The organism is Hymenobacter arizonensis, from assembly GCF_900115775.1.
In the GTDB taxonomy this organism is placed as follows: domain Bacteria; phylum Bacteroidota; class Bacteroidia; order Cytophagales; family Hymenobacteraceae; genus Hymenobacter; species Hymenobacter arizonensis.
Genome location: NZ_FOXS01000005.1, coordinates 233,972 through 258,977 on the forward strand (window position 1 = coordinate 233,972; position 25,006 = coordinate 258,977).

The 25,006-nt window shown below is 60.0% G+C and carries 21 protein-coding genes; 11 read left to right on the plus strand and 10 right to left on the minus strand.

Going from position 1 to position 25,006, the window contains the following annotated elements; translation table 11 throughout:
- The first annotated feature begins 44 nt into the window (after positions 1–44).
- On the plus strand, positions 45–632 hold the full coding sequence (locus BMZ66_RS17610; protein ID WP_092677112.1) for a YdeI/OmpD-associated family protein: 588 nt from the start codon (positions 45–47) through the stop codon (positions 630–632).
- Between the two features lie 177 nt (positions 633–809).
- Positions 810–1,982, plus strand: a complete 1,173-nt coding sequence (locus tag BMZ66_RS17615) for a tetratricopeptide repeat protein (RefSeq protein WP_234795160.1) — start codon at positions 810–812, stop codon at positions 1,980–1,982.
- Between the two features lie 129 nt (positions 1,983–2,111).
- On the opposite strand, the gene BMZ66_RS17620 is transcribed toward BMZ66_RS17615, so the two are convergent.
- The gene (locus BMZ66_RS17620) at positions 2,112–2,489 is read right to left on the minus strand and encodes a DUF805 domain-containing protein (protein WP_092676704.1); all 378 of its coding nucleotides are present in this window, start codon (positions 2,487–2,489) and stop codon (positions 2,112–2,114) included.
- Between the two features lie 364 nt (positions 2,490–2,853).
- Between BMZ66_RS17620 and BMZ66_RS17625 the strand changes: the two genes are divergently transcribed.
- Complete coding sequence (locus tag BMZ66_RS17625; RefSeq protein ID WP_092676706.1) at positions 2,854–3,993, plus strand: putative sensor domain DACNV-containing protein; 1,140 nt, start codon at positions 2,854–2,856, stop codon at positions 3,991–3,993.
- A gap of 139 nt (positions 3,994–4,132) precedes the next feature.
- Here BMZ66_RS17625 and BMZ66_RS17630 read toward each other — a convergent pair whose 3' ends face one another.
- From BMZ66_RS17630 to BMZ66_RS17640, 3 genes are all read right to left on the minus strand, one after another.
- Positions 4,133–4,648: a nuclear transport factor 2 family protein gene (locus BMZ66_RS17630; protein ID WP_092676708.1), complete on the minus strand. Its 516-nt coding sequence runs from the start codon at positions 4,646–4,648 to the stop codon at positions 4,133–4,135.
- Between the two features lie 87 nt (positions 4,649–4,735).
- The gene (locus BMZ66_RS17635; protein WP_092676710.1) at positions 4,736–5,431 is read right to left on the minus strand and encodes a LytR/AlgR family response regulator transcription factor; all 696 of its coding nucleotides are present in this window, start codon (positions 5,429–5,431) and stop codon (positions 4,736–4,738) included.
- A 74-nt stretch (positions 5,432–5,505) separates the two neighbouring features.
- Positions 5,506–6,609, minus strand: coding sequence for a sensor histidine kinase (locus BMZ66_RS17640; RefSeq protein WP_092676712.1), 1,104 nt, complete (start codon positions 6,607–6,609; stop codon positions 5,506–5,508).
- A gap of 225 nt (positions 6,610–6,834) precedes the next feature.
- Here BMZ66_RS17640 and BMZ66_RS17645 point away from each other — a divergent pair, with 225 nt between their 5' ends.
- The 3 genes from BMZ66_RS17645 (at position 6,835) to BMZ66_RS17655 (ending at position 10,251) form a co-directional block, all read left to right on the plus strand.
- Entirely contained in the window at positions 6,835–9,273 is a 2,439-nt protein-coding gene (locus BMZ66_RS17645; RefSeq protein ID WP_092676714.1) for an outer membrane beta-barrel family protein, read from the plus strand.
- 172 nt (positions 9,274–9,445) lie between these two features.
- Positions 9,446–9,838, plus strand: a complete 393-nt coding sequence (locus BMZ66_RS17650) for a hypothetical protein (RefSeq protein ID WP_092676716.1) — start codon at positions 9,446–9,448, stop codon at positions 9,836–9,838.
- 116 nt (positions 9,839–9,954) lie between these two features.
- Positions 9,955–10,251, plus strand: coding sequence for a hypothetical protein (locus BMZ66_RS17655; RefSeq protein WP_092676719.1), 297 nt, complete (start codon positions 9,955–9,957; stop codon positions 10,249–10,251).
- 83 nt (positions 10,252–10,334) lie between these two features.
- Here the strand turns inward: BMZ66_RS17655 and BMZ66_RS17660 are convergent, their stop codons facing one another.
- The 3 genes from BMZ66_RS17660 to BMZ66_RS17670 form a co-directional block, all read right to left on the minus strand.
- The gene (locus BMZ66_RS17660; protein WP_092676721.1) at positions 10,335–10,838 is read right to left on the minus strand and encodes a cold-shock protein; all 504 of its coding nucleotides are present in this window, start codon (positions 10,836–10,838) and stop codon (positions 10,335–10,337) included.
- 114 nt (positions 10,839–10,952) lie between these two features.
- Positions 10,953–11,927: a 23S rRNA (adenine(1618)-N(6))-methyltransferase RlmF gene (rlmF, locus tag BMZ66_RS17665; RefSeq protein WP_092676723.1), complete on the minus strand. Its 975-nt coding sequence runs from the start codon at positions 11,925–11,927 to the stop codon at positions 10,953–10,955.
- 207 nt (positions 11,928–12,134) lie between these two features.
- Positions 12,135–12,980, minus strand: a complete 846-nt coding sequence (locus BMZ66_RS17670; protein WP_092676725.1) for a hypothetical protein — start codon at positions 12,978–12,980, stop codon at positions 12,135–12,137.
- Positions 12,981–13,074: 94 nt separating this feature from the next.
- On the opposite strand from BMZ66_RS17670, the gene BMZ66_RS17675 reads away from it, so the two are divergent.
- Positions 13,075–14,352 (plus strand): S41 family peptidase, encoded by a 1,278-nt coding sequence (locus tag BMZ66_RS17675; protein WP_092676727.1) that lies wholly within the window; start codon positions 13,075–13,077, stop codon positions 14,350–14,352.
- A gap of 230 nt (positions 14,353–14,582) precedes the next feature.
- On the opposite strand, the gene rluF is transcribed toward BMZ66_RS17675, so the two are convergent.
- A complete protein-coding gene (rluF, locus tag BMZ66_RS17680; RefSeq protein WP_092676729.1) occupies positions 14,583–15,599 on the minus strand; it encodes a 23S rRNA pseudouridine(2604) synthase RluF in 1,017 nt (338 codons plus the stop codon).
- Between the two features lie 155 nt (positions 15,600–15,754).
- Here rluF and BMZ66_RS17685 point away from each other — a divergent pair, with 155 nt between their 5' ends.
- The 3 genes from BMZ66_RS17685 (at position 15,755) to BMZ66_RS17695 (ending at position 21,163) form a co-directional block, all read left to right on the plus strand.
- The gene (locus tag BMZ66_RS17685; RefSeq protein ID WP_092676731.1) at positions 15,755–16,618 is read left to right on the plus strand and encodes an SDR family oxidoreductase; all 864 of its coding nucleotides are present in this window, start codon (positions 15,755–15,757) and stop codon (positions 16,616–16,618) included.
- Between the two features lie 90 nt (positions 16,619–16,708).
- Complete coding sequence (locus tag BMZ66_RS17690) at positions 16,709–17,356, plus strand: hypothetical protein (RefSeq protein WP_092676733.1); 648 nt, start codon at positions 16,709–16,711, stop codon at positions 17,354–17,356.
- Between the two features lie 765 nt (positions 17,357–18,121).
- Positions 18,122–21,163, plus strand: a complete 3,042-nt coding sequence (locus tag BMZ66_RS17695; protein ID WP_143080267.1) for a T9SS type A sorting domain-containing protein — start codon at positions 18,122–18,124, stop codon at positions 21,161–21,163.
- A gap of 375 nt (positions 21,164–21,538) precedes the next feature.
- Here the strand turns inward: BMZ66_RS17695 and BMZ66_RS17700 are convergent, their stop codons facing one another.
- Positions 21,539–22,753: a phosphatase PAP2 family protein gene (locus BMZ66_RS17700; RefSeq protein ID WP_177204785.1), complete on the minus strand. Its 1,215-nt coding sequence runs from the start codon at positions 22,751–22,753 to the stop codon at positions 21,539–21,541.
- 244 nt (positions 22,754–22,997) lie between these two features.
- On the opposite strand from BMZ66_RS17700, the gene BMZ66_RS17705 reads away from it, so the two are divergent.
- Positions 22,998–24,449, plus strand: a complete 1,452-nt coding sequence (locus BMZ66_RS17705; protein ID WP_092676739.1) for an aldehyde dehydrogenase family protein — start codon at positions 22,998–23,000, stop codon at positions 24,447–24,449.
- Positions 24,450–24,634: 185 nt separating this feature from the next.
- On the opposite strand, the gene BMZ66_RS17710 is transcribed toward BMZ66_RS17705, so the two are convergent.
- Entirely contained in the window at positions 24,635–24,982 is a 348-nt protein-coding gene (locus BMZ66_RS17710; protein WP_092676741.1) for a hypothetical protein, read from the minus strand.
- Positions 24,983–25,006 lie beyond the last annotated feature (24 nt).

Consider the following 25,006-nt stretch of genomic DNA (forward strand, 5'->3'; position numbering starts at 1 on the left):
TAGTATTAAAAGCCAGTTTCACTTTGCAGCTTTCGCGCCCCGCCATGCCTCGCACCGACGCCTACCCCCAAGCCCAGCCCACCAGCCGCGCCGAGTGGCGGCAGTGGCTGGCCGAGCACCACACCAGCAGCCCCGGTGTGTGGCTGGTGTACTTCAAAAAAGCCAGCGGCCAGCCCAGCGTCACCTACCCCGAGGCCGTGGAAGAAGCCCTCTGTTTCGGCTGGATAGACTCGCACCCGCGCAAGCTCGACGCAGACCGGACGCAGCTGCTCTTCACGCCGCGCAAGCCCCGTAGCGGCTGGAGCAAGGTCAACAAGGAGCGACTGGAGCGCCTCGAAGCCGCTAGGCTGCTCATGCCCGCCGGCCTGGCTGCCATTGCCATTGCCAGGCAAAACGGCGCCTGGGAAAGCCTGGACGCCGCCGAAGCCGGTGCCGTGCCCGACGACTTGGCCGCCGCCTTGGCCGCTGATGCCACGGCGCAAGCCAATTTCGCCGCCTTCTCCTCCTCGGGCCGCAAGGCAATTCTGACTTGGGTGCTGGGCGCCAAACAGTCCGAAACCCGCGCCCGGCGGGTGGCCGAAACCGTGCGCTTGGCCGCCTTGAACAAGCGCGCCAACCTCGACCGGGAGTAAACGCATCTCCTATTGGTGCAACGAAAGGCAATGAAATAGGCCAGCGCATTTAGCGTCGAAAAGAGGCGAAAGCAGCGGGAGCTTTCGCCTCTTTTTATGGTTAGCTTCGCCCTTCTATTTTTCCTTGAGCAGCTTCGGACAATGCTTTTTTATATTCGGTACTGTTGGCTTTTGTCTATGTTGTTGGTGCTGGCACAACCGGCCTCTAGTCAGCCCGGAAGCACTGCGGCCCTGGCGCAGGCGGCCAAGCTAGAAGGGAGTAAAAAATACGAGTCTGCCTACCAGATTCTGGACAAAGCCGACCCCAAAGACCAACAGCCTGAAGTGTTCTTGCAGAAGGAAAAGCTGCTGCTCGACTACTACTTGTTAACCCTCGGCTTCCGAGGTTTTGCGCTCAAGGACCTGGCTCCCGGCGAAACCGTGGAGCAGCTGCGTGGCAAAGAGGGCAACTACAACATGCACCTCGTCGACATTCCGCAGCGGATTGGACAGCTGAAAAAACGATTTCCGCAAGACTACCGCCTCCACAAAGGACTGGCCGATTATTACTACCAGATGGTGATGTGCCACTGCGGCCAGGGCGACAAGACCGATGCCGAGCTATTGAACCTGGTGGTTAAAAACTATGAGCAAGCCCATGCCCACCAGTTGGGCGATTTTATGTCCCATTACGCCGTAGGGTATGCCCACTTGGTGCAAAACCAAGCGCAGCTCAGCGTTGCGCCGCTGGAAAAATCCATTGCCCTAAACCCACAGTATCCCACTTCGCACTACAACCTGGCCTACGCCCTCCTGCAGCTGCAAAAACCGGCCGAGGCCACACCTCATGCCCAAACGGCCTTCCAGCTCTACACCGAACCGGACCTGAAAGCCGATGCGGCCCGAATGCTGGGTCAGCTTTACAGCCAGCAACAGCAACCGGCCGAAGCGCGGAAAATGGTTCAGCAGAGCCTTGAGCTGCAGCCGCAGAACTATGCCTCGCTGCGCAGCATGCTGGAACTGGCCGTGGCCGACCGCTCTTCCGAGGCCACTGCTTGGGCCACGCGGCTGTATCAGCTCAATCCGGCCGATGACCAGATGTTTTCCGACATCATGGACATTTACCAGGCCCAGAACCAGTGGGCCGAGGCCGAATCGTTTTTCAGTGGCCAAGTAGCCAAGGCCCCAAACACGCCCGAGGCCCAGGGGTTGCTGCATTTTTACGTTGCCATTCTCAATATGCAGCTCAAGCGCCCCAAAGTGGCCCGCCCGCACTTTCTGGCGGCCCAAACCCACCTTAAGAAGGTGTCCAAGCCCGACAACCCGCTCTTCCAAACCATCAAGCGAGGGCTGGCCGAAACCAAGCCGTGACATCGGTTCTGGAGTTGGTTGAAGGGGAAAAGCTTCTTTACATGCCCGCGCTGACACCCATGGGCCAAAACGCAACAGCGGCTGACGCTCCGGGAGCATCAGCCGCTGTTGCGTTTTCATTGCCGGCGCTTAAAAAGCGAATGCAGGTGCTTTGGGGTCTGGGCCGTACTCGCTATCCCCTTGCGTGCCTTCGGTGCAGGCCAGTACCAGCAACCAAATAGCGCCGATGAGGGGAATAAAGAGGATGAGCATAAACCAGCCGCTTTTGCCAACATCGTGCAGCCTTCTCACCCCAATGCTGATGCCCGGGACAATCATAGCCAAGGTGTAAAGCATGTAGATGTAGCCGTAGCCCAGGCCACCAATTGAGAAGCCGATTATGTTGTCAGCAATTGCCGCGGCAAAGGCAAACAGCATGTTGAACAGGACGAACATCCAATATTCTTTCCGTCTGGCACGCCCGGTAAAGACAGCGTAGTTTCGGAGTGCTTGTAAATATTGTTGCATGAAATAAAAAGGGGTAGACAGGTCCTACTCGTAAGGCTTTTCGGTGACGCCCCGTTTTTTTGAGTGGGTTCTGGGCTCCACTTTGCTGTTCCGACACCAGCGGCGAAAGCCAATAGAGCTTTAATGCTGATATCAAACATTTGACAAGATAGAAGCGAATGGTATCAGCTGCTTAGGCTGGCAAAAAATATATCGTCAGTAGCCTGTCAATTTTGATTTCGGTAAGAAGTCTCCTTTGGTAGACTGGGTGATTCTTTAGACATTCTTAAAGGCAAAGCTCTAAAAAAGCCTGAGTTCAATTCAGGCCCTGGTTTCACCTTAATAACACGACGGATTACTTTTTCAAAACTTCGTATTGGTCAGCATGCATTCCGAACCCACCTACCTCACCGCGCGAATGGCGGCGCCTACGATTGAAGCCCAATTTGCGCGGCACCGAGCAAACAGTGCGCCGCAGGATTCCCGGCTGGCCGCGCCGCCCGAAGCCCACTTGGTAGAGGCCGTGATTGATGTGGGCTTTTGGGCCAGCCTGCGCCGGGAGGAAGGGCACCCGCCGCGTATTTCCTTGGCCCTGCTTTCGCCGGAGCAAACCCGGCAGCCGCTGGTTTTTGGCCAGCGCCGCCGTCTCACGCCCTACAACCTACTGAAGCTGGCGCCGGCTGTGGAGCAACCCGGCATTCACCTAGGTGTGTGGCACGACGCAGACGGACTCTACGTGTGGGGCACGGCCACTGTGGTGCCGCCCCTGTGCTTTGTGCTGGAAGTGGTGGAGCCGGGCCTGTTGGTGGTGAAGCACCGCCGGGTCGGCGGCTTTGGCAAGTACGTGAACGTAGCCGTGCTGCGCGGCGACCAACTGCAGCTGGTAGACGAGGGGCACGAGGGCTGGGGCGACAGCCCGGCCCTGCAGGCTTTTCTCCCGGGTCGCAGCCTGAGCCTGCCCACGGCGGTCACCGGCCACACCGACCACGTGCTGTTGGAGCTTGCCACGGCCATGCGGGCCCACGGCCGCGGCGGGTTGGTGCTGGTGGTGCCGCCCGGGTCAAACCGCTGGCTGGCCTCGGTGGTGCAGCCCCTGACGTATCCCGTGGCGCCAGCCTTCAAGAGCATCAGTACCCGGCGGCGGCTGGGGCAATCGGCTCGGCGGCGGCAAGATGCGCTGCGCCGCAGCATCGGGGTAGTGGGCGGGTTCACTGCTGTCGACGGCGCCACGGTCATCACCCAGGATTACCAGCTGCTGGCGTTTGGGGCCAAGGTGGCCCGGGCCCAAGGCGGCACACCCGTTGACACCATGCTGCTCACCGAGCCCGTGGTGGGCAGCGAAGCCGTGCAGCTGCACCCAGCCCAAAACGGCGGTACCCGGCATCTGGCCGCCGCGCAGTTTGTGCACGACCAGCACGATTCCCTGGCCCTGGTGGCTTCTCAAGACGGTTTTTTCACCGTGTTCGCCTGGTCTGAGGAATTGCAGCAGGTACACGCCCACCGCATCGACGTGCTACTGCTGTGAATCCAACCTGTTGCTCCACAGCGATGTAGAGGCGCCACACTTGGCGTCTCGGCGTCCGCGCCGTGAGCACGTCATCACTCAAGCATCGTTCAACGACGAGACGCAATTATGCGTCTCTACATCGTTCTAAAAAGGCATCTTAGTGGTCGTAGCTCACTACTCGGGTTATTTTCCAGGCGTCGCCTTGCTGCTGCCACACCATCACAAATTTGGAGTTGCCGCAGTCATCCTTACCGTTTTCGACGTGGCAAAAACGGTGCACCCCGATGTGCATTGCGCCATACTCCTTGACGGGGTACACCTCCAGGCTGCCAGCCACCAGGGTCCGGCTAATATCGGGCGTTTGGGCAAACAGGCGCGCAAACCCTTCCTTGGTTTGGCTGAAGTTGCTCAAGCCGCCCTTGTCGTGGTAAAACTCTACGTTTTCGGCAAAGTAGGACATCAGCTTGTCCACGTCTTTGGCATTGAAGGCGGCAAACATCTCAGCATCCAACTTTGCTACTTTTTGGTACAGCTCGCCTTGAGCTGCAGCTTTATAGGGTGCCGCCGCTTGCGGTGCCGGTGCGGCACTGGTTTTGGGCCGCTTGGTCTGGCCATAAACAGTGCCGCACGAGAGGCCCAGGAAAAGGAGAAAAGGTAAGAGTTTACTTGGCATTGGGAGGTGGTTTTGCAGAAAAAAGAAGAAATAAGTGTGGCTTCGAAACGCTAAGATGCCTCATTGGAAAGCATCGAATTAAGCGTGCTACTTCTTGAAATACGCCAGCAAATCTGACTTGTAGGAGTTGCCAATGGGAATCACGCTGCCATCGTTCAGCAGCACCTGCTCGGGCTGTAGCAGCTTAATATGGGCCGCGGCCACAATGAAGGAGCGGTGCGCCCGCACGAAGGGCTCACCCAGAATATCGGCCATTTCCTTCATGGTTTCGTGGTGCAGGTAGGTTTTGGTCGGGGTCACAATCTTAACGTAGTCCTTGCAGCCTTCCACGTACAGAATGTCGCGGTGGCGCACCTTGAGCAGGCCGCCCTGGTCCTTTAGCAGCAGGTGCTTCTCATCGGCTGGGTCTGGGGCGGGGGCGGCGGCCGGCTGGTAGCGGGCCGTGGCTTTCACAAACCGCTCGTAGCTGAAGGGCTTGAGCAGGTAGTCTAGCACGTCCAGCTCAAATCCCTCGTAAGCATACTCGCGGTAGGCCGTGGTGAGGATGGTTTTGGGCGGATGCTTAAGGGTTTTGAGGAAATTGAGGCCGGTGATGAGCGGCATCTCAATGTCCAGAAACATCAAATCCACGGGGTATTGCAGCAAGTGGTCGTGGGCCTCCATGGCGTTGCGGCATTTCCCGCTGAGGGTAAGGCCCGGCGTTTGGGCAATGAACTGCGTGAGCACCTGGTGGGCCAGCGGCTCATCATCAACAATCAGGCAGCGGATGGGGGAGGAGGACATAAGATGTAGCGCGGACTTTTATTCCGCGAGTAAAAGCAACAATGGACCTGCCACGCGCGGACTAAAAGTCCACGCTACGAAACGTGCAAGGTAAGCTCGGCCCGGTACCGGCCGTTTTGCTCGGACAGCACCAGTTCATGGGCGTTGGGGTAATACAGATTCAGCCGCTGGCGGATGTTCACCAGTCCTATGCCTCCGCTGCGGCGGGGCGAAGCAGCTGGCGCCTCCGGCAACATATCATTCTCGATGACGAACCGCAGCAGCCCCGGCGTCGCCGTGAGGGTGGCCTCCACCGTGGCCGCGTCGGAATAGTGGTGGCGGCCGTGCTTGAAGCTGTTTTCTACCAGCGGCAGCAGCAGCAGGGGCGGCACCTGCAGGCCGCCGGTCTCGCCCACGGTGGTGAGGGCAATGCGGGCGCCAGCGTACTTGCGTTGCTCCATCTCGAAGTAGTTATCAAGAAACGTGACTTCCTCGGGCAGCGCAATGTACTCCTTGCCGCTGTCGTAGAGCACGTAGCGCATCAGCTCCGAGAGCAGCAGGATGAAGCGCGGCGTTTCGGGCGAGCCAGCCAGGCTGAGGCCATAGATGCTGTTGAGGGTGTTGAACAAGAAGTGGGGCTGCAGCTGGCTCTTGAGCTGCTCCAACTGCAGGGCCAGGTGGTCTTTTTCGAGGTGGCGGCGGCGGTATTCCTGCTCGAAAGCCAGACGCACGAAGGCCACGCAGCTAAAGGCCAGCAGGTCGGTGAAGAGCAGGCTGAGGTGCGGATTGGCTACGCTGAGCAGTTGTTGCAGGCTGGTAGTGGCGTATGATTGGTAAAAATCGGCCAGCACGGGTGGGGCGGCAAAGGGGACCAGCAGCACCGCCGCCAGCCAGGTATTCAGCTTGATGCCCCACCACAGGTAGAGCACTGAGCCCACGCCCAGAATGGCGTAGCGCCGCTGCCGAATGAGCCCAGGCACCAGCAGCCGGTAGAATGGCACCACATACAGCGTAGAGAGTAGCCCAAACAGCACGAACTGGGGGTAAGGAAACAGGTCGCGGCCCATGGACCGGTGCGGGGTAATTGCCTCGTCCAGAAAATGACCGTACTTGAACAGGCCCACATAGAGCGTCCAAATCAGGATTTCGAAGAACAGCGGGAAGCGGCTGGGCCGGTCAATTGGGGGGGCAGGTTGCATGGAACGAAGGTGGCAGCTTTTCGGCGGGGTATCGGCATGAACAGGGGCCGTTTTCGACCAATGCGGGGATTTTTTCGACTAAAAAATGGCGCGGTCAGCTTGGTCGAAATCGGACCGGGAATGGTCGAATAAAGCCAAAAGAGGGGGTTTGAGGTCCGTTGCTTTGTCCCATTCCCAGCCGGTTGGCGGCGGGGCTCCCCTTGAAACCTTCTTCCCTCAAACACCATGAAAAACGCTTTCAACTCCCTGCTTCTCGTTGGTGCCCTGGCTGCCGCTCCTAGCCTGGCCATTGCCCAAACGGCCGCTGCGCAAGCCACTCCCGCCGCCCTTGGCTCCGTGGCCGGCACCGTAGCCGACAGCCTTTCCCGCGAGCCCCTGGCGTTTGCCACCGTAATCCTGCTGCCCGTCGATGCCCAGAACGCGCTGAGCACGATGACCACCGACAAAGGCGCCTTCAGCCTGGCCGGGGTGCCCGCCGGGCAGTACACCCTGCTGGTGCGCTACCTGGGCTACAAGGAATCGGCGCCCGTGGCGGTGGCCGTAGCGGCGGGCCGCAGCACCGCAGTAGCGCCCCTGGCCCTGGCCGCCGACCGCCACGTGCTGGCCGGCGTGACCGTAACCGCCACCAAGGCCTTCATCGAGCAGCGGGCCGACAAGCTGGTGCTCAACGTAGCCGCCAGTCCCATCGCCGCCGGCGGCACCGCCCACGACGTGCTGAGCCGCGCCCCCGGCGTGCTGGAAAGCGGCGCCGGCTACAGCCTGCGCGGCAAAACCGTGACCGTGCTGCTCGACGGCAAATACACCAACCTAAGCGGCGAGGAGCTGAAAAGCATGCTCAGCGCCATGCCCGGCAGCACGCTCGACAAGGTGGAAGTCATCGCCAACCCCTCGGCCAAATACGACGCCCAGGGAGCCGCCGTCATCAATATCATCACCACCAAAAGCCGCAAATTTGGCACCAATGGCGTCCTCACGGCTGGCACCGGCGCCGGGCGCTACGGCCGCTACAACGCCGGCCTCACCCTCAACCACCGCGCCGACCGCCTCAACATCTATGGCGGCCTCGACCGGCTCGAAAGCAAAACCTACGCCACCACCCGCGCCGTGCGCTCGGCCACTAGCGAAACCCAGCTCCAGGAAAATGGCCTCGAAACCCGTCGCAACGCCAGCAATTCCCTGCGCGCCGGCCTGGACTACGACCTCAGCAAAAACAGCTCGGCGGGTGTGCTGCTGAAAGGCATGCTGAGCACCCGCAGTCGCGACGGCCAGAACACCGCCGAGCTCAATACCACCCGCGGCCTGCCTCTAAGCGAGTCGGTGGTGAATACCGTGGGCACGGCCAAAGTCCTGAGCCCTTCGGTGAACCTCTACTACAAAACCAAGCTCGATACCCTGGGCAAGGAACTGCGCCTCAACGCCGACTATTTCGGCTACAACAAAGCTTCGGGCAACACCTACGCCACGTCCTTCACCGACGAGTTCAGCACCGGCCAGAACCCCGATTTTCTGCGCGACAATTCGCCCGCCAGCAACTCCGTAAAATCCCTCTCGGCTGACTATTCGCAGCCTTTCTACAAAGGCAACCTCGAAGCCGGCCTCAAAACCACCTTCACCACCACCGACAACGACATCCGCTGGGAGCAGGCGCCCGCCGGCCAGCCCTGGACCCTGGACCTGGGCAAGACCAACCACTTCATCTACCGCGAAAACATCAACGCCGCCTACGCCACCTACAGCCGCAGTATCAAGAAAACGGAGGTGCAGGTGGGCCTGCGCGCCGAGCAAACCAACACCACCGGCACCTCGCTCACCCTCAACCAAACCAACGAGCGCCACTACCTCAACTTCTTCCCCAGCTTTTCGGCTCAGTACAATCAGTCGGAGAAAGTGCAGCTCGGCTTCTCCTACAGCCGCAAGATTGACCGCTTCCGCTTCGGCATCGTGAACCCCTTCGTAAACTACATCAGCCAGTATCGCTACGCCCAGGGCAACCCCAACATCCGCCCGTCCTTCTCGCACAACTTCGAGTTCACGCACTCCTACAGCAGCCTGCTCAGCACCTCGCTCAGCTACGGCCATCACACCGATGTGCTCATCGAAACCTATCGGAAAGACGACGCCACCCAAGTGGTAGTCAATTCCTTCGGTAACTTCCGCAGCGCCGAATCGCTCGACGGCAGCATGACCCTGATGAAGCCCTTACTCAACGGCAAATGGACCACCGTTACCACCGCGGGCTTCTCTTTTGCCAAGGTGAACGACGGCAGCGTGGGCCTGCGCAACGCCCGCCCGGCCGCCATGCTCTCCACCAACCACACCCTCGCGCTGGCCAAAGGCCTCAAGGCCGAAGTATCGGGCATGTACATGTCGCCCCTGACCTTCGGCGGCGTGGCTTTCAAATCCCGCTTCTACACTGGGTTTGGCATCTCAAAATCGGTGCTGAAGGACCTGGGCACGCTCACCCTCAACGTGACGGACGTCTTCAACACCCAGCAAAACCGCTACAGCGTGCTCGCCAACGGCATCAACTCCCGCAACGTGGACCAAACCGAAAGCCGCTTCGTGAAACTCAACTTCAGCTACAAGTTTGGCAACAAGAACGTGAAAGCCAGCCAGCGCCGCAGCACGGGCATCGAAGGCGAGAAATCGCGCATGGACAACTAAGCCACAGGTGCCCCAGCCGCAGCTCCGTGAAGCCAGGGCCGGGCCACCGGGGAAACCTTATCTGCCAGCCTTGCGAATAACCTAGCCCGTTGGAGAGTGGAGTGCAGTAGCGCCCCCGCTCCCCAACGGGCTAGGGCTTTCCTATACTTCACCCGTTTCACCTCTTATCATCATGGGCAAAGGCAAAAAGAAAAAGAAGCACTCGCTAAAAGAAGAAGTGTCGGAAGACCTGCTGGACGCTGCGGCCGTGTCGGTGCGCAAGTTCCGGAAGGTGACCAAGGAGGTGTACAAGCTCAGCACCGGCCAGAAGATAGTGGGCGGCCTTGCCCTCCTGGCCGCTGGCCTCACCTACCTGGCTAAGATGGAATTCGACTCGAATGACAAAGCCGATGCCCCAAAGCCCGACAAATCCGAGGACAAAAAGGCCGCGCCAATAGCTTCCAGCCCCGAATTTGCCCGGCTTGCCGCGGCCGATTTTTCCGACGACGAAGCCGCTGCCCCGGCCAGCAAGCCCAGCGCCGCCCGCAAAAGCCGGAAGCCACCCAAGACCAAACACGAGGACTAAAAAGCATCCTCAGCCCTTTCGCAGCGCTGGCCCGATGCTTTTCGATAGCTGGCGAACGACCAGTTAATAGTTTCGCTCGTACCACAAACAGATTCTCATACCCTCCCCAAACTGCTATGAAAAAGACCAAGAAAAATAAGGCCGTGAAAACCAAAGCCGGCAAGAAGACTTCCATCCTGGGCGGCGCCACCAAGTCGCTCAAAAAGTTCGGTAGAGGCACCGCCAACAGCATTGGCGGGCTGAGCACCACTTCCAAAGTGGTAGGCGGCGCGGCCCTGGTGGCCCTCGGCCTGAGCTACCTCAACAAGCGCCGCGGTCAAGCCGCCGCCACGGCCACCGACACATCGTCTGATGCAAACGCCGCCGAGCAGAGCCTAAGCGCCATGGACGGTGCCGAAGAAAACCAGGCCTAGCGCTTTTCTGCGCCAACCCAATGCCCACAAAAAAGAGGCGGACGCTCCGGGAGCGTCCGCCTCTTTTTTGTTGCTGATTGTGACTAAGCGGCGGGCGCAGCCGGGGCGGCGGGAGCCGGAGGCGGTGTAGCGCTGGCTTTCTTCACGCGCACAGCGTTGGGGCCTTTGGGTCCCATCTCTACTTCAAACGTCACCTTGTCGTTTTCGCCAATGGGGCCGCTGGCCAGGCCGTTGGCGTGCACGAAAATGCTTTCCTGGGTTGTCTGGTCTTTGATAAAACCGTAGCCTTTCGAATCGTTGAAAAAGCTCACGATGCCGGTGCGCACGGGGTCGTCGTCGTCGTCATCGGTGCGGCGGGCCACTCCAATCTGAATGTCCTCATCCTTGATGATGCGCTTCTTCTTGGGGTCTGGCGGGGTGGCAGAGATGTTGCCATCTTCGTCGACGTAAGCAAACATTTCTTCCAGCGGCTGGCCGGCCTTGGCGTTTGCCTGGCGCTCAGCTTTGCGCTCTTCCTTCTCGGTTTTCTTCTTAGCGCGCTTTTTTTCGTTGTCCTTTTTACCAAAAGTCTCTTGTGACCTACCCATAGTTTTGTACTGCTAAATCATTGTATCTGTTTTTCCTAATTGAAGTAGAGGAACAAAACAGAGGAGTGGATTGCTACGAAGATACGCAATATTAAGCCCCTTTCCGCGGCTCCGCTACTGAATTGTTGCCCACCGCTCGGCTCGCCACTTGGCTTGCTGGGCGGGACTGAGGAAAGTCCAGGCCACTAGCCGGCTTTTTTTCTGTCCCTGGGCCATGTCGATGGTGCGCACATCAGTGGCACCGGCCGTTTTCAGGGCCCGGTACACGCCGGGCAGGGTTTCTTTTTTAGAAACCAAGCTGGTGTACCAGTAGCAGGAGCGGGGCCGCCGGCCGCTTTCCTGCACCATGCGGCGAATAAAGGCCGCCTCGCCGCCCTCACACCACAGCTCGTTGTTTTGCCCGCCAAAGTTCAGGGCCGGGCGGGAGCTACGGCCGGTGCCCAAGTTGCTGGTTTTGCGTTGGCTGCCAGCGGCGGCAGCAGCGGCCGATGCATGAAATGGCGGGTTGCACATGGTGAGGTCGAACAACTCGCCGGCTTGAATGAGGCCGTCGAAAATGCGGGTGCGGGCGGGCTGCAGCCGGGCCTCGATGGCGCCGGCCAGGGCGGGGTTGGCTGCCTCAATCTGCTGGGCGGCGCGCACGGCCACGCCGTCGACATCGGACCCCACAAAATGCCAGCCGTAGGCACACCGCCCAATGATGGGGTAAATGCAGTTGGCGCCCACGCCCACGTCGAGCACAGTGATTTCCTGGCCGGGCGGCAGGACGCCGCCGTTGCTTTCGGCCAGCAGGTCGGCCAGGTAGTGCACGTAATCGGCCCGGCCGGGAATGGGCGGGCAGAGGTAGCCCTTTGGGATGTCCCAAAACTCTATGCCGTAGAACTGCCGCAGCAGCGCCTTATTTAAGGCTTTCACGGCAGTAGGATTGGCAAAATCAATCGATAGGTTGCCGTACTGGTTGGGCTTCACGAAAGCGGCTAGCTCGGGGCTGTGCTGCGTGAGCTGCGGAAAATCGTAGGGCGCGCGGTGCGGGTTGCGCGGGTGCAGCTGGTCTTTTTCCAGGGCAGGAGCGGGGAGGGGTGGCTTCATAAGGAGCAGGGCATTGAAGCCGCAAAGGTACCGGATGTGGCTGCGGAACGTGGGGAGGAGAACGTTTCGAGTAGGCAGTAGCGCGACCGTGCCCGGCAGGGACTCTGTAGTTCGCGTGCCAGAACGACACCCGAACGATTTGCAAACGGCGCGGGGACGCGAACTACAAAGTCCCTGCCGGGCACGGTCGCGCTACTTAAATCCGCTTTAGGCTGTCTTATACAAATACCATCCTTCGCCCAACGCTTTGAGCACGATGAAATGCTCGGGGTCCATGGGCGGCAGCAAAGCCGCTTTGGGCTGATAGAGCAAGCCCACCGTGCTGTCTACTTTGCCGCCAATCACAAACTCCAGGCAGCTGTCGCAGTTGGTTTCGCGGCGCGTCACCTGGGCCAGAAACAGCTTGCGGAGCAGCGTGTGCACGGCGGGGTTGGCGTTGGCGGCTTTTTCGCCGTTGGCAACGCTGGCACCGCCGGCCGAGCGGGTTGGGGCGAAGTACTTGCCGGCCTGCACCAGGCGCAGCAGTTTCTGAAAATCGGTTCGGTTGCGGGCGAAGTGGCCGGCGATGTCGGCGTCGGCGCTGGTCCACAGGCGGAGGTTGCCCAGGGTGAAGGCGTGGCTGGCGTCGGGATGTTTCTGGTCGTAATCGGCTACTTCGGCCGGCGACATGCCTGCGAGTAATTCCACCATGGGCGGCCCGAGGTGCGTCATGGCCAGGTTGCGGATGGCGAGCAGCTTCCAAGCGCCCGCTTCCTTGGTGAAGTGCAGGTAAAAGTCGCGGCGCTCCACGGAGTCGCGTAGCTCCACGGCCACCACGGCGGTGCTGAGCCCTTGCTGCACCAGCTGGCAGGTGCGACGCAGCTGTGGCGGAATCTGCTGGCCCAGCGTTTCGCGCTTGGCTTGGCCTGCGGCTTCGCAGCATAAATATTCCTTCATTTCCGGCCAGCCAGTGGGGGCCACAAACTGCTCGGCAATTTGCAGGGGTTCGAGGGGCACCAGGGCCTGCAGTGGCCAGGGTAGCCACAGCAACAGGGCAAGTAGAAAATGCTTCATGAGCAAACCTAACCCGGAATAACTGGAATTTGATTCCCGGCGGGCTGTCGTTAAATGTAACGGTTCCGTGCAAAACTCCTGTTTATTTACGGTCATGAAAAAACGTTTGCTGATTCTGCTTGTCGCGGGCATCGGCCTGGGGCTGAAGCCAGGGCCGGTAGCGGCCCAAAAGCCTCCACTCACGCGCCAGCAATACCAACAGGATTTTGACTTTTTCTGGAATACCATCCGCACCAACTACTGCTATTTCGCTAGCAAGCAAACGGATTGGGAGCAGGTGCGTGCCCGCTCTCGCCCGCAGCTCGACACCCTGAGCAGCCGCCGCGCTTTCGTGCGGCTCCTCGAAAATTCCCTAGCCGAGCTCTACGACAACCATGCCGGCCTGAGCACCAACCGACCCGATTCGCGCCGCCTCGTGCCCACCGGCACCGACATATGGGCGGAGTTTGTGAACGGCCAAGCCGTGGTGCAAGCCGTACGCCCCGGGTTTGGAGCCGAGCGCAGCGGCGTGCGCCCCGGTATGGTACTTACGGCCGTCAATGGGGTCGACCTCAACGATGCGCTGCGCCCATTCCTGCCCACCAGCCAGCGCGGCAGCGATGCGGCTGCCCGCAATTTTGCGCTGCTCCAGCTGCTGGCAGGCGACCACCGCACCCCGCGCACCTGGAGCCTGCTGGTCAGTGGCCGTGCCCTCACCGCGCACCCCGACGAGGCCGGCATGGCCCTGGAGAACATCAGCTACTCGGGCCGCTTCGAAGCCCGTCGCCTCGGCCGTGTCGGCTACCTAAAAATCAACAATAGCTTGGGCGATAACGGCCTCATCGTGCCGTTCGATAGTGCCCTTACCGCGCTGATGGACACCCAAGGCCTGGTGCTGGACCTGCGCGAAACCCCCAGCGGGGGCAACACTACCGTGGCGCGCGCCATCATGGGCCGGTTTATCAAGGCCGAAGCCCCGTACCAACGCCACGAACTGACACGGGAAGAAACCCAAACCGGCGTGCGCCGCATCTGGCTGGAAATAGTGGCGCCCCGCGGCCCGCGCTATACCGCGCCAGTGGTGGTACTGGTGGGCCGCTGGACGGGCAGCATGGGCGAAGGCCTGGCCATCGGCTTCGACGCCTTGCAGCGCGCCAAGGTGGTGGGCACCGAAATGGCGCGGCTCCACGGGGGCATCTATTCCTATTCGCTGCCGCATTCCGGCATCGGCTTCAACATTCCCGTCGAGCGACTTTCTCACGTGAATGGCCAACCCCGCGAGAGCTTCCGCCCACCCATTTACGTGGACCCGAAACCGGGCGCAGCTAGCAAAGCCGAAGTGGCCGACCCGGCTTTGGAAGCGGCCTTGCAGGTGCTGCGCAGCAAGCGCTAGCCGCCTGTAAGGCCGCAGGGCGTTATTTAAGGTGCAGAAAACAGCAGGTGAGAAAAGCGCACTCCTGGGCTCGAATCAGGTGCTGCAGCCCAAGAACTTCCAAAAGAAACTCTATGCTTCAGGGAGTTGCACCGGCGCCCATGTATTTCACTGTTCACCAATAAAAAAGAGGCCGAAACTCTGGGAGCTTCGGCCTCTTTTACTGCTGTTGGCGCGGGGCAGCGGCTGCGTTAGCGGCGCGGGCCGGGGCCTTTGCTGCGCCCACCGGCGCTACCCTTGGCAGGGGGGCGAATAGCGGGTTTGCCTGGGCCGCTGCTTTTGGCGCGCGATGGCCCGCCCGGGCCGGCTTTGGCCGGGCGCTTGCTGGCGCCGGGGCTCGCTGCTTTTTCGGGGCGGGGCCCCCACCAGCCGTTGGCCGAGGGGTTTTTCTGGGAGGGCGGCCCGGACTTGGGGCGTCGGTCTACGCCGGGCGTTTTGGGGACGCCGCTTGGTGCTTTGCGCCGCCCGCCCGAGGCGTCTTCGGTGCCGCTCGACTTCTCCACCATTTTCATGATGCCGGCCAGCTCCTGCGGGGTCAATTCGCGCCAGTCGCCCACGGGCAGGCCTTTCAGCGTCACATTCATGATGCGGATGCGTTCGAGCTTCACCACTTCGTAGCCAAAATGCTCCACCATGCGCCGAATCTGGCGGTTGAGGCCCTGCACCAGCGTGATGCGGAAAATGTAGGGCGTTTCCTTCTCAATCAGACACGGCTTGGTGACGGTGCCGAGCATGGGGATGCCCTGGGCCATTTCCTCCAGCATGCGGTCGGTGAGAATGCGGTTCACCTGCACGAGGTATTCCTTCTCGTGCTTGTTGCCGGCGCGCAGGATTTTGTTGACGATGTCGCCGTCGCTGGTCAGGAAAATCAGGCCCGATGAGTCCTTGTCGAGCCGGCCGATGGGGAAGACGCGGGCGGCGTGATTCACGTAGTCCACAATGTTGCCGCGCACGCCGGGCTCGGAGGTGCTGGTCACGCCTACCGGCTTGTTGAAGGCCAAGTACACGGCGTCTTCGGCCTGCTTGGGCTCCAGCTTATGGCCATTCACGCTCACCCGGTCGCGCGGCCCCACCTGGTCGCCCACCTGGGCGGGCTTGCCGTTGAGGAGCACCATGCCCTGCTCGATGTACCGGTCGGCTTCGCGGCGCGAGCAAAAGCCGCTTTCGCTGATGAATTTATTGAGGCGGGTGGAGGACATGGGGGGCATCGGCAAACAGTAATAAGGCTAAAATATCAAGCTACAAACCGCAAGTTAGAAACCCCGCCGTAGGCACCGCGCCCGCCAGGCTCGACAATAACCCCTCCCGGCGCACTCCGTTAGCAATAGCTCATTCCTTTCCATACTTAATTGTTACCCGATTTATGTCTGACCAACCCACCACGCTGCCACCCCAGCACCAGGACCAGCAGCCCGGCATCGAAGCCGAAATGACGCCCATGCCCATCTATATCCGGCCCAACTACAAGGGCTCGGAGAAGCTACAAGGCAAAGTGGCCCTCATCACGGGCGGCGACTCGGGCATTGGCCGCTCCGTGGCCGTGCACTACGCCCGCGAAGGCGCCGACGTGGCCATCACCTACCTGCCCACCGAAGAGCAGGACGCCTACGAAACCCGCCAGCTGGTGGAAGCCGAAGGCCGCCGCTGCCTCACCCTGCCCGGCGACCTGCGCGACGCCACCTACTGCACGGACATTGTGGAGCGCACCGTGCAAGAGCTCGGCGGGCTCAACATCGTGGTCAACAACGCCGCCGAGCAGTTCGTGAGCACCGACCTTACCGATACTTCCGACGAGCAGTGGCTCGATACCTTCCAGGTGAACTTCTTCTCCTTTGTGCGCGTGACCCGCGCCGCCCTCAAGCACCTCAAAGAAGACGACTCCATCATCTGCACCTCCAGCATCAACGCCTACCGCGGCAACCAGCAATTGGTGGATTACTCTTCTACTAAAGGCGCCATCACGGTGTTTGTGCGCTCCATGGCCCAGCAGCTGGCTGAGAAGAAAATTCGCATCAACTCCGTGGCGCCCGGCCCCATCTGGACGCCCCTCATCCCAGCCAGCTTCCCGGCCGAGAAAGTAGCCACCTTCGGCAAAGACACCACTATGAAGCGCCCCGGCCAGCCCTGCGAGGTGGGCCCGGCCTATGTTTTTCTGGCATCGGAAGACGCAACCTACTTCACCGGCCAAACCTTGCACCCCAACGGCGGCGAAACCGTGAACACCTAACCAGTCCAACAACCCCGGGTTAACCCCGTCCGTAAAAGCGTACAAAAACAGCAGTATAGCTGTTTTTGTACGCTTTACTTTTTCCTGCTCATGAACACGAAATTATTGGGCCTGCTGGTGGCCGCTACGCTCGCCACCGCCGCCTGCCAACAAGAGAAAACGGTTGAGACGACCACCACGACCGAAGCTGATACCGCGGTGGTGACCACCGACGACGTGTCGGCCCGCGACGATGCCCGCCGCCTGGCCTCCCGCGTAGCCGAAGACCTCAAACTGACCGATACCGCCGCCGTCACGCGCATCGAGCGCACTTACTACACCCGCAGCCAGACCATGCGGAACCTCGAAACCCGCTACGCAAGCGACACCACCGGCCGCTACCTGGCCATGCGCGAAGCCAATGACCGGGCCGACGAAGAAGTCCGCACCACGCTGAACAACCCGGCGTACTACAACACCTATTCGGCCAATCGCGCCAACTACGGCGACGGCCCATACACGCTGTCGACCACCACGGCGGCCGCGCCGCGTGCCACCACTGGGCGCAACACCAGCAGCATTGGCCAGGGCTCCGGCATCAAGAAGATGGAGCGCGAAGCCGACGGCGACAGCAAAACCAAGTACCGCAACGGCGCCAAGGTGAAAGTAGACGACGACGGCTCGCGCAAAATTAAAATGGCCGACGGCACCAAAATCAAAATCGACGAAGACGGCAACCGCAAGGTGAAGCGCCCCTAGAGGCGAAGTTCTTCCTGTCCTTAGCTCATCAAAAAACCCCGCTCCTTCACTGGAGCGGGGTTTTTTGTGCGTCCATCCCAGGCCAGCTACTCAGCGATAAGCCCTCGATGTCGCAGCGCAAGGTATTGGCATTACCCAGGCTTATAGCGGCGTTAAACATATAATATTTAATATATTTTGAATGCCTTTACTAATGCGTTTTTACGCTTGCCTGATATCCCTAGGCGTTGGTTGGGAAGATTCAATCCTGCATTAATACAGTGAAATAAACTGCGCTATTTGAGGCTATAAATTGTGTTTATGAGTAAAATGAGCTGTCAAATCACGTGACTGGGTGTGGATTTAATTGGATTTTAATATTTGAAGTAGTGAGTATATTCATGAAGTGCGATGCTTGTTGGTTGGTTGGGCTTGCGTTGTGAAACGGGAAAAAAATTGTGTGAGAAAAACTGCTTCATCAATAATGAAGCTAATAATATTGACTGTAATACTCTGATTTATAAAAAGATGAAGTCAAAAATTTTCAACAGGCACTTCAAATTATATTAAGAAAGTCCATATTGTTATCCTATATAATACAGCATTCGCGTGCTTTTTTTCTCCTCAGGTACATTGTTTTTGCTGGCATTTCCGGCAAGTTCACCGAGTGACGATTTTGCATTTAAAATTCCTGTGCTAGTTTAGGCTTATCAAATAGTAATTGTACATTACCGGTACGTTGCGGTCTATAATATTTAATCTCTCTAACCTTAAAATACTATTGCTTTGAAACACTTTACGCTTCTCTTTGTATTACTGGTTTTTCGAGCAGGCTTGACAGCTTTTGGGCAGGCACCGACAGTGAATGCCAATAATGCTGTTCGGCCCTACAATGAGCCCTTCCAGTACGGCGTCAACCTGGGGTATTATAGCCCTTCCTGGAGCGACGACCAGCTGGCGGCCGCAGCGCAAACCATGGGCGCGCACTCGGTTCGTCCTACGCTGCCTGAGCATTTTGTTTCGGGCTACGGCTATAATATCCGGGCCAACACCTTCAATGCCTACCTTAATACCTATGGCATGAAGGAGTTGACCTGTTTTGTAGAAGGCCCTTCGTCGGCCAGCCGCGACAACACGATTTATCCGGGTGGCACGCAGCCCTCGCGGCTGTTCAAAAATTTGTACGAGCCCATCTGGAATGCCGACGGCACCGTGAACCCGAACAACAACTACGCTATTTACCTGTTCCGTCTGCTTCAGATTTACGGCGACAAAGTGCGCTTCTGGGAAGTGGTGAACGAGCCCGACTTCACCTACGGCCAGAACCAGAACGACTGGCTGACCCGGTTGCCGCGGCCCGACGAGTTGCCCAACCTGCGGGCGCCCATCTTCCATTACATCCGGATGCTGCGCATCAGCTACGAGGTAATTAAGAAGTACCGCCCCGATGCCTACATCACCACCGGCGGCGTGGGCTACCCCCAGTTCGTGGACTGCCTGCTGCGCTACACCGACAACCCCAACGGCGGTGCCGTCACGGCCCAGTACCCCCACAAAGCCGGCGCCTACCTCGACGCCTTGAGCTTCCACAGCTACCCCACCTACTCGCTCCACTCCTGGAGCACGGCCATCAACGGCTTCACCTATACCCGTTCTTCGGACTTCGCCGTCAACAAGTTTTTGAAAGAGCGCCAGGACATGGTCGACGTGCTGACCAAGTACGGCTACGGCAGCACCTACCCCGCCAAGCACCTGCTGATGAGCGAAACCAACGTGAGCCGCCGCACCTCCGGCGACCGCACGGCTTCGGACGAGCGGCAGCGCAACTACGTCATCAAGTCGTTGATACTTTCTCAGCGCCACAACATCAAGCAGTTTTACCTGTACCAGCTGGGCGAATCGGTGAACGCACCGGCCGTGGGCACGTCGGTAAACGGCAACGACGAGCTGGCCCTGATGGGCATTTTTGAAAACCTCATCCGCGACACCCCCGGCAACCAGAAGGCTACCCAGGCGGGCCAGGGCTTTGCCACCACTTCCAAGCTGCTCTACGGCTGGACGTACGACGCCGCCCGCACCACGGCCCTGGCGCTGCCCGCCAGCCTCAACGGTGCTGCTTTCCGCAAAAACGGCGCCTATGCCTATGCCCTGTGGGCGAAAGCTCTGGTCGACAACCAGGAATCGGCCAGCGCTACGTATTCCTTCCCCTCGTCCTTCAACGTTACCCGGCTGCAGCGCTACGAGTGGAACCACGCCACCACCAACACCCGAAGCACAGTACCGGCCCAGAACGTAGCCCTCACCGAAACGCCCTTGTTCTTCATTGAAGACGCCAGCGGGGTAGTGGCCACCAGCATCAACCCGACCAGCGCAGTAGTCGGCGCCAGCGTAACCATTGCCGGCACCAACCTGACCGGCGCCACCCGCGTGAGCTTCAACGGCACCAACACGAGCACCTTCACCAGCAACAGCGCCACGCAGCTGGCGCTCACCGTGCCCGCCGGCGCCACCAGCGGCCCCGTAACCGTGACCACGCCCGCCGGTACTTCCAACGGCGTTGCCTTCACTGTGACTCCTTGCCCGGTAGCTACGCTGGCTTACAGCGCCGGTACCTACTGCCGCACCGGTACCAACCCGACGCCCACCGTTACGGGCCCAACGGGCGGCGCATTCAGTTCCACTACCGGCTTGAGCCTGAACGCAAACACGGGCGTCATCAACCTGTCGGCTTCCACTTCCGGCACCTACACAGTTACTTACCGCATATCCACGGCGCTCTGCCCCACGTCGGCTACGGCCCAGGTCACCGTTACGAATGCGCCGGTGGCCACCTTCTCCTACGGCGCTACCAACTATTGCACCTTAGCAGCCACCGCAGTTGCCCCATCCATGGGCGCGGGCGCATCGGCTGGTGCTTTCACCGCCTCGCCCAGCGGCCTTGCCCTCGATGCCAACACGGGCGGCATCACGCTGGCCAATAGCCAGCCCGGCACTTACACCATTACCAACACCATCGGGGCTGGCGGGGGCTGCGTAGCTGCTACGGCCACGGCCCGGGTAACCATCAACGGCATGCCGGCCGCTTCGCTGAGCATTCGCTCGGGGGCTAATACCTTCTGCAACGGGGGCGCGGCGGTACTGGCTGCCGACGCGGTTTCGGGCGCCACGTATCAGTTCAACCTCGACGGGCAGGCCATTGCAGGCGCCACTTCGGCCACGTATGCAGCACATGGCAGCGGCAGCTACACCGTCACGGTCACCAATGGCGGCGGTTGTGGTACCACTTCCCAGCCCATTGTCCTGAATGCGGAGGCTACCCCCGACACGCCTGTTTTGACCGTTGCTGAGCCCGTTCCTAACACGATTATCCTGACTTCCAACTCTCCAGCGCGCAACCAGTTCTACCTCGATGGCCGCCCGCTGCACGGCAACTACGGCCAAACCTACACCGTGACGTCACCCACGCAAAACGGTGTTTACACGGTAATGGCTACTTCGTCGGGCGGCTGCGCTTCTGCTGCTTCGGCTCCGGTACCGATTAACATTAGCGCCACGGCCACTTCCACGGCAACGGCCGTGGCTGGTAGCACCCTCAATGTGTACCCGAACCCCACGCTGGATGGCCGCCTGATGGTTGAGCTTGCTGGCTATCGCAAAGGCGTGGAACTGTCCGTAATCAACGCCCTGGGTCAGGTTGTGTTTGAAAGCAGCGTTCCCACTGGCCAAGCTCAGCCCTTGCTCAACCTTCACCACCTGCCAGCCGGCGTGTACAGCGTGCGTGCTAAAACAACCGACGGCATCGCCACTCGTCGCTTCGTGCGGCAGTAAGCGAGTAGAAAACCGCTGCAGACAATAACAGTCAGTCGGCAACAAAAAACCTCCACCGTACGCGGTGGAGGTTTTTTGTTGCTTATGTCACAGCTGCAAATGGACACGACGCTGCAGCTTGGTAGTCAAGAGTAGGGCTCGATTAGCCTAACCATTTCGCGGTCAGCGTACAGTAGCGCGGTCGTACCCGGAGGGACTTTTAGTCCGCGCTACTGCACAATGACTTCGAAACTGCACTAAATAAAACCAGTCATGCTGAAGCACGAACATCTTATCCCAGTTAAACGAACTGTCAATGGGTGATAAGGTGCTTCGTGCCTCAGCATGACAATCGAATGGCGTGCTGCTGCAGTACTGCAATGCCGGTGCCCGGCGCTACCAGCGCAGCGACCACGAAGCCCCCGTGAAGGGACCATAGGTGTAGGGCGCAAACTTGCCCTGCCGGTACCAGGGCTGATGCTTAGGGGGCGGGGGCGCCATGCCGGTGCCCTCCGTGGCGGGGTCCAGAGGGGCCTCTACGCGGGTGCGACCGTTGCGCACGGCCAGCTTGGCAAATGCATAGCCCAGGGCGATGCCCACGGGATAGTCGCTGGCCCAGTGCACGCCGTTGTTGAGCATGGAATAGCCCAGCAGGCCCATTAGCGAGTAGCCCAGGGGGCGAATGAAGCGGTATTCGGAGTAGTTATCGGCTATCACCGTGACGGTGGCCATGGCCGTGGCCAGATGGCCCGTGGGGAAGGCATCGTACTTCGGCACGGAGCTTTGGTAGCGCGTAAAGGACGGAAACAGGTGCCATTCGCCCCGGTCCTTGGTCGATACAAACGGGCTTTGGCGGCCGGTGCTGCGCTTGAGGGCCTGCACCACCAGCCCAGTGCTGAGAATGGCCTCGCCGAGCTGGCTGGAGGTTTGCAGGGCGCGGTTGTCTTTTTTAATTCCGCCGTACACCCAGAAGCCGGTGGCTACGCTCAGGTGCGTCCAGCCATCGCCGATGTAGTAGAAGGTGCTGTTCAGGTTGTCGGGCACGTTGAACTCGAAGGGCAGGTTGACGGAGCCCACGCGGAAGGGGATGTAGACCAGCGTGGTCTGGGTGCTTCTGGCGTTGAGGTTCATGCTGCGGCCCAGGTCCTGCGCCCATTCCAGCAGAGGCTGGTCGATGGCCCACAAGGCCACGGAGCTCACGGCGAGGCCAACGAAAGTGCCGGTGTTTTCCTTGCGAAACGCATAGCCGGGAAACTGGCCGAGGTCGCGCGGAATGTGCAGCAGCCAGCGGAAGGGGCGGGGCTTGGCGTAGTGCCAGGTAACGCCCGGGGCCACGGTGTAGGTGGATATGCGGCCCTGCACATCGCGGAGGGTGGGCTTCGAAGTGTCGGCCGGGGCCAAAGCAGCGGGGTTTTTCAGGGCCCGCGGTGCTAGCCGGGTAGTGTCCGATGCAGCAGTGGTATCGCCGTTGCTAACAGCCAAAGCAACGGAATCGGGCCCACTACCAAACAAGGGGCGGAGGGCATTAGCAGAGCTGGACGGAACAAGTAGCAGGTTGAAAAACAGCGCAACAATCAGCCGCATGGCGCAGCGGGGGTAATGGTAACTCACGAAAAAATAATGATAAAAGCAGCGCTGCTACCCCGGGTAAAAACTGAGTAGCGAGTAATGAAGCGAAGTGAATGGCGAGCCCGGGCCCGCGGAGTAACCCACAAAGGTAACACCCGCAGAACACTGGAATAACGTGGCGCGGTCATCTTTTGCGCCGACGGATAGCGGCCCGGAATATTCGACGAGCAGCGTATCTTTCAGCGAGTCGGTACCGTGTTGGTCGGCTTGTTCATTGCTTCTGCCCATGCAACCCGCTGTTTCCGCCCCCGATGCCGCAGCTGCCCAGCCGGCCAACCCGTTTCAAGCGCAGTTTGAGGCCCTGCGGCAGCGCGCCCCGGCTCTGCGCCGCGAGGGCGTGGCCGAGCGCCGTGCCCGCCTGCAAAAGCTGCACGACTGGCTGCACGCCAACCGCAGTGCCATCCACGAGGCCCTGCACCTGGACTTCCGCAAGCCGGCCGCTGAAACGGACATGACCGAAATCTGGACTTCGCTCGTGGAGCTGAAGCACACAATGAAGCACCTGAAGCAATGGATGGCGCCGCGGCCCGTGGGCACGTCCATGGCGCTGCTGGGCACTCGCTCCTGGGTGCAGGTAGAGCCCAAAGGCGTGGTGCTCATTATCTCGCCCTGGAACTACCCTTTTTACCTGGCCGTGGGACCCTTGATATCGGCCATCGCGGCCGGCAACTCTGTGCTCATCAAGCCCGCCGAGCAAACGCCCGCCACCTCAGCCTTGCTGGAACGCATTTGCCAGGAACTGTACCGGCCCGAGGAAGTGACGCTGGTGCAGGGCGACAAGGAAATAGCCACCGACCTGCTCAAGCTGCCCTGGGACCATATTTTCTTCACCGGCAGTCCCGAAGTAGGTAAGATTGTGATGCGGGCGGCCGCCCAGCACCTGAGCGGCCTTACCCTGGAGCTAGGCGGTAAGAACCCCGCCGTGGTCGACGATACGGCCAACCTGCGCGACGCCGCCGAGAAAATCATATGGGGCAAATTCCTCAACAACGGCCAGACCTGCGTAGCCCCCGACTACCTGCTGGTGCAGGAAAGCGTACAGCCCGAACTGCTGAAGGAGCTAAGCGCCGCCATCCAGCGGGCCTACAACCCCGACGGGGCCGGCATTCAGCAGTCTGAGTCCCTGGCCCGCATCGTTAATCAGCACCACTTTGCCCGCCTGGCCGGCCTGCTCGAAGACGCCCAAACCCGCGGTGCCACCGTGGCGGCCGGCGGCGCCGTCGATGCCTCACAGAACTACATCGAGCCCACGCTGCTCACGAATGTGCCAGCCGGAGCGCGCATTCTGGAGGAGGAGATTTTTGGCCCACTGCTGCCCGTGCTCACCTTCAAAAGCCTGAGCGAAACCACCGAATACGTGAACGCCCGCCTAAAGCCGCTGGCCCAGTACGTCTTCACCAACAGCGCCGAAAACCGCCGCTACCTGCTGGCCAACATCTCGGCTGGCGGCGCGGGCATCAACGAAACGGTGCTGCACTTTGCTCACCCCGAGCTTCCTACCGGCGGCGTGGGCAACAGCGGCCTCGGCAAGGCCCATGGGCACTCCGGCTTTCTGGCCTTCAGCAACGAAAAAGGAGTGATGCGCCAGCGCGTGGGCTTCACCGGCATCAAAGCCATGTACCCGCCCTACACGCCCAAGGTGCGCAAGCTGATAGAGCTACTGGTGAAGTATTTATAGCCATTAGGCTCGATTTCAAAAGAACGTCATGTCGAGCGCAGCCGAGACATCTCGCTCGCTGTGTTGTAGCATTATTGATTACTACCACACGCGAGATGTCTCGGCTACGCTCGACATGACGTTCTTTATTAATCAGAAATACGCCTAAGCTCTTGTGCGAAACCTGAAATGCGCTACCGGCCCAGCTACTGCCGACGCTGCTGCATCTCAGCGGCCATTTTGCTTTGTTTGGCTTGCAGCTGCTTGAACTTGGTTGGGCCCAGCACTACTTGAAGCTCTTTTTGGGAGCTGATGTTGATGCGCTTCAGCTCCGCCAGCAGTTGGGGCGACTTGGGCTCGTACTTCGCTTTGGCCGCGTTGGCCTGGTCCACGGTGCCGTTTAGGATGTTTCGCACCCTTATGGTTTGGTCGGGCGTGAGCTGGAGCTCGGTGGTCATGACGTCGGCCAAGTCGCGCGCGGCCGTTTTGGGCGTGGGCGAGTCCTCGGTGCGCACGGTTTCCACCACGGGGGTTTTGGAGCGTGGTCGAAACAACGAGCAGCTTGACGTTAACAGCAG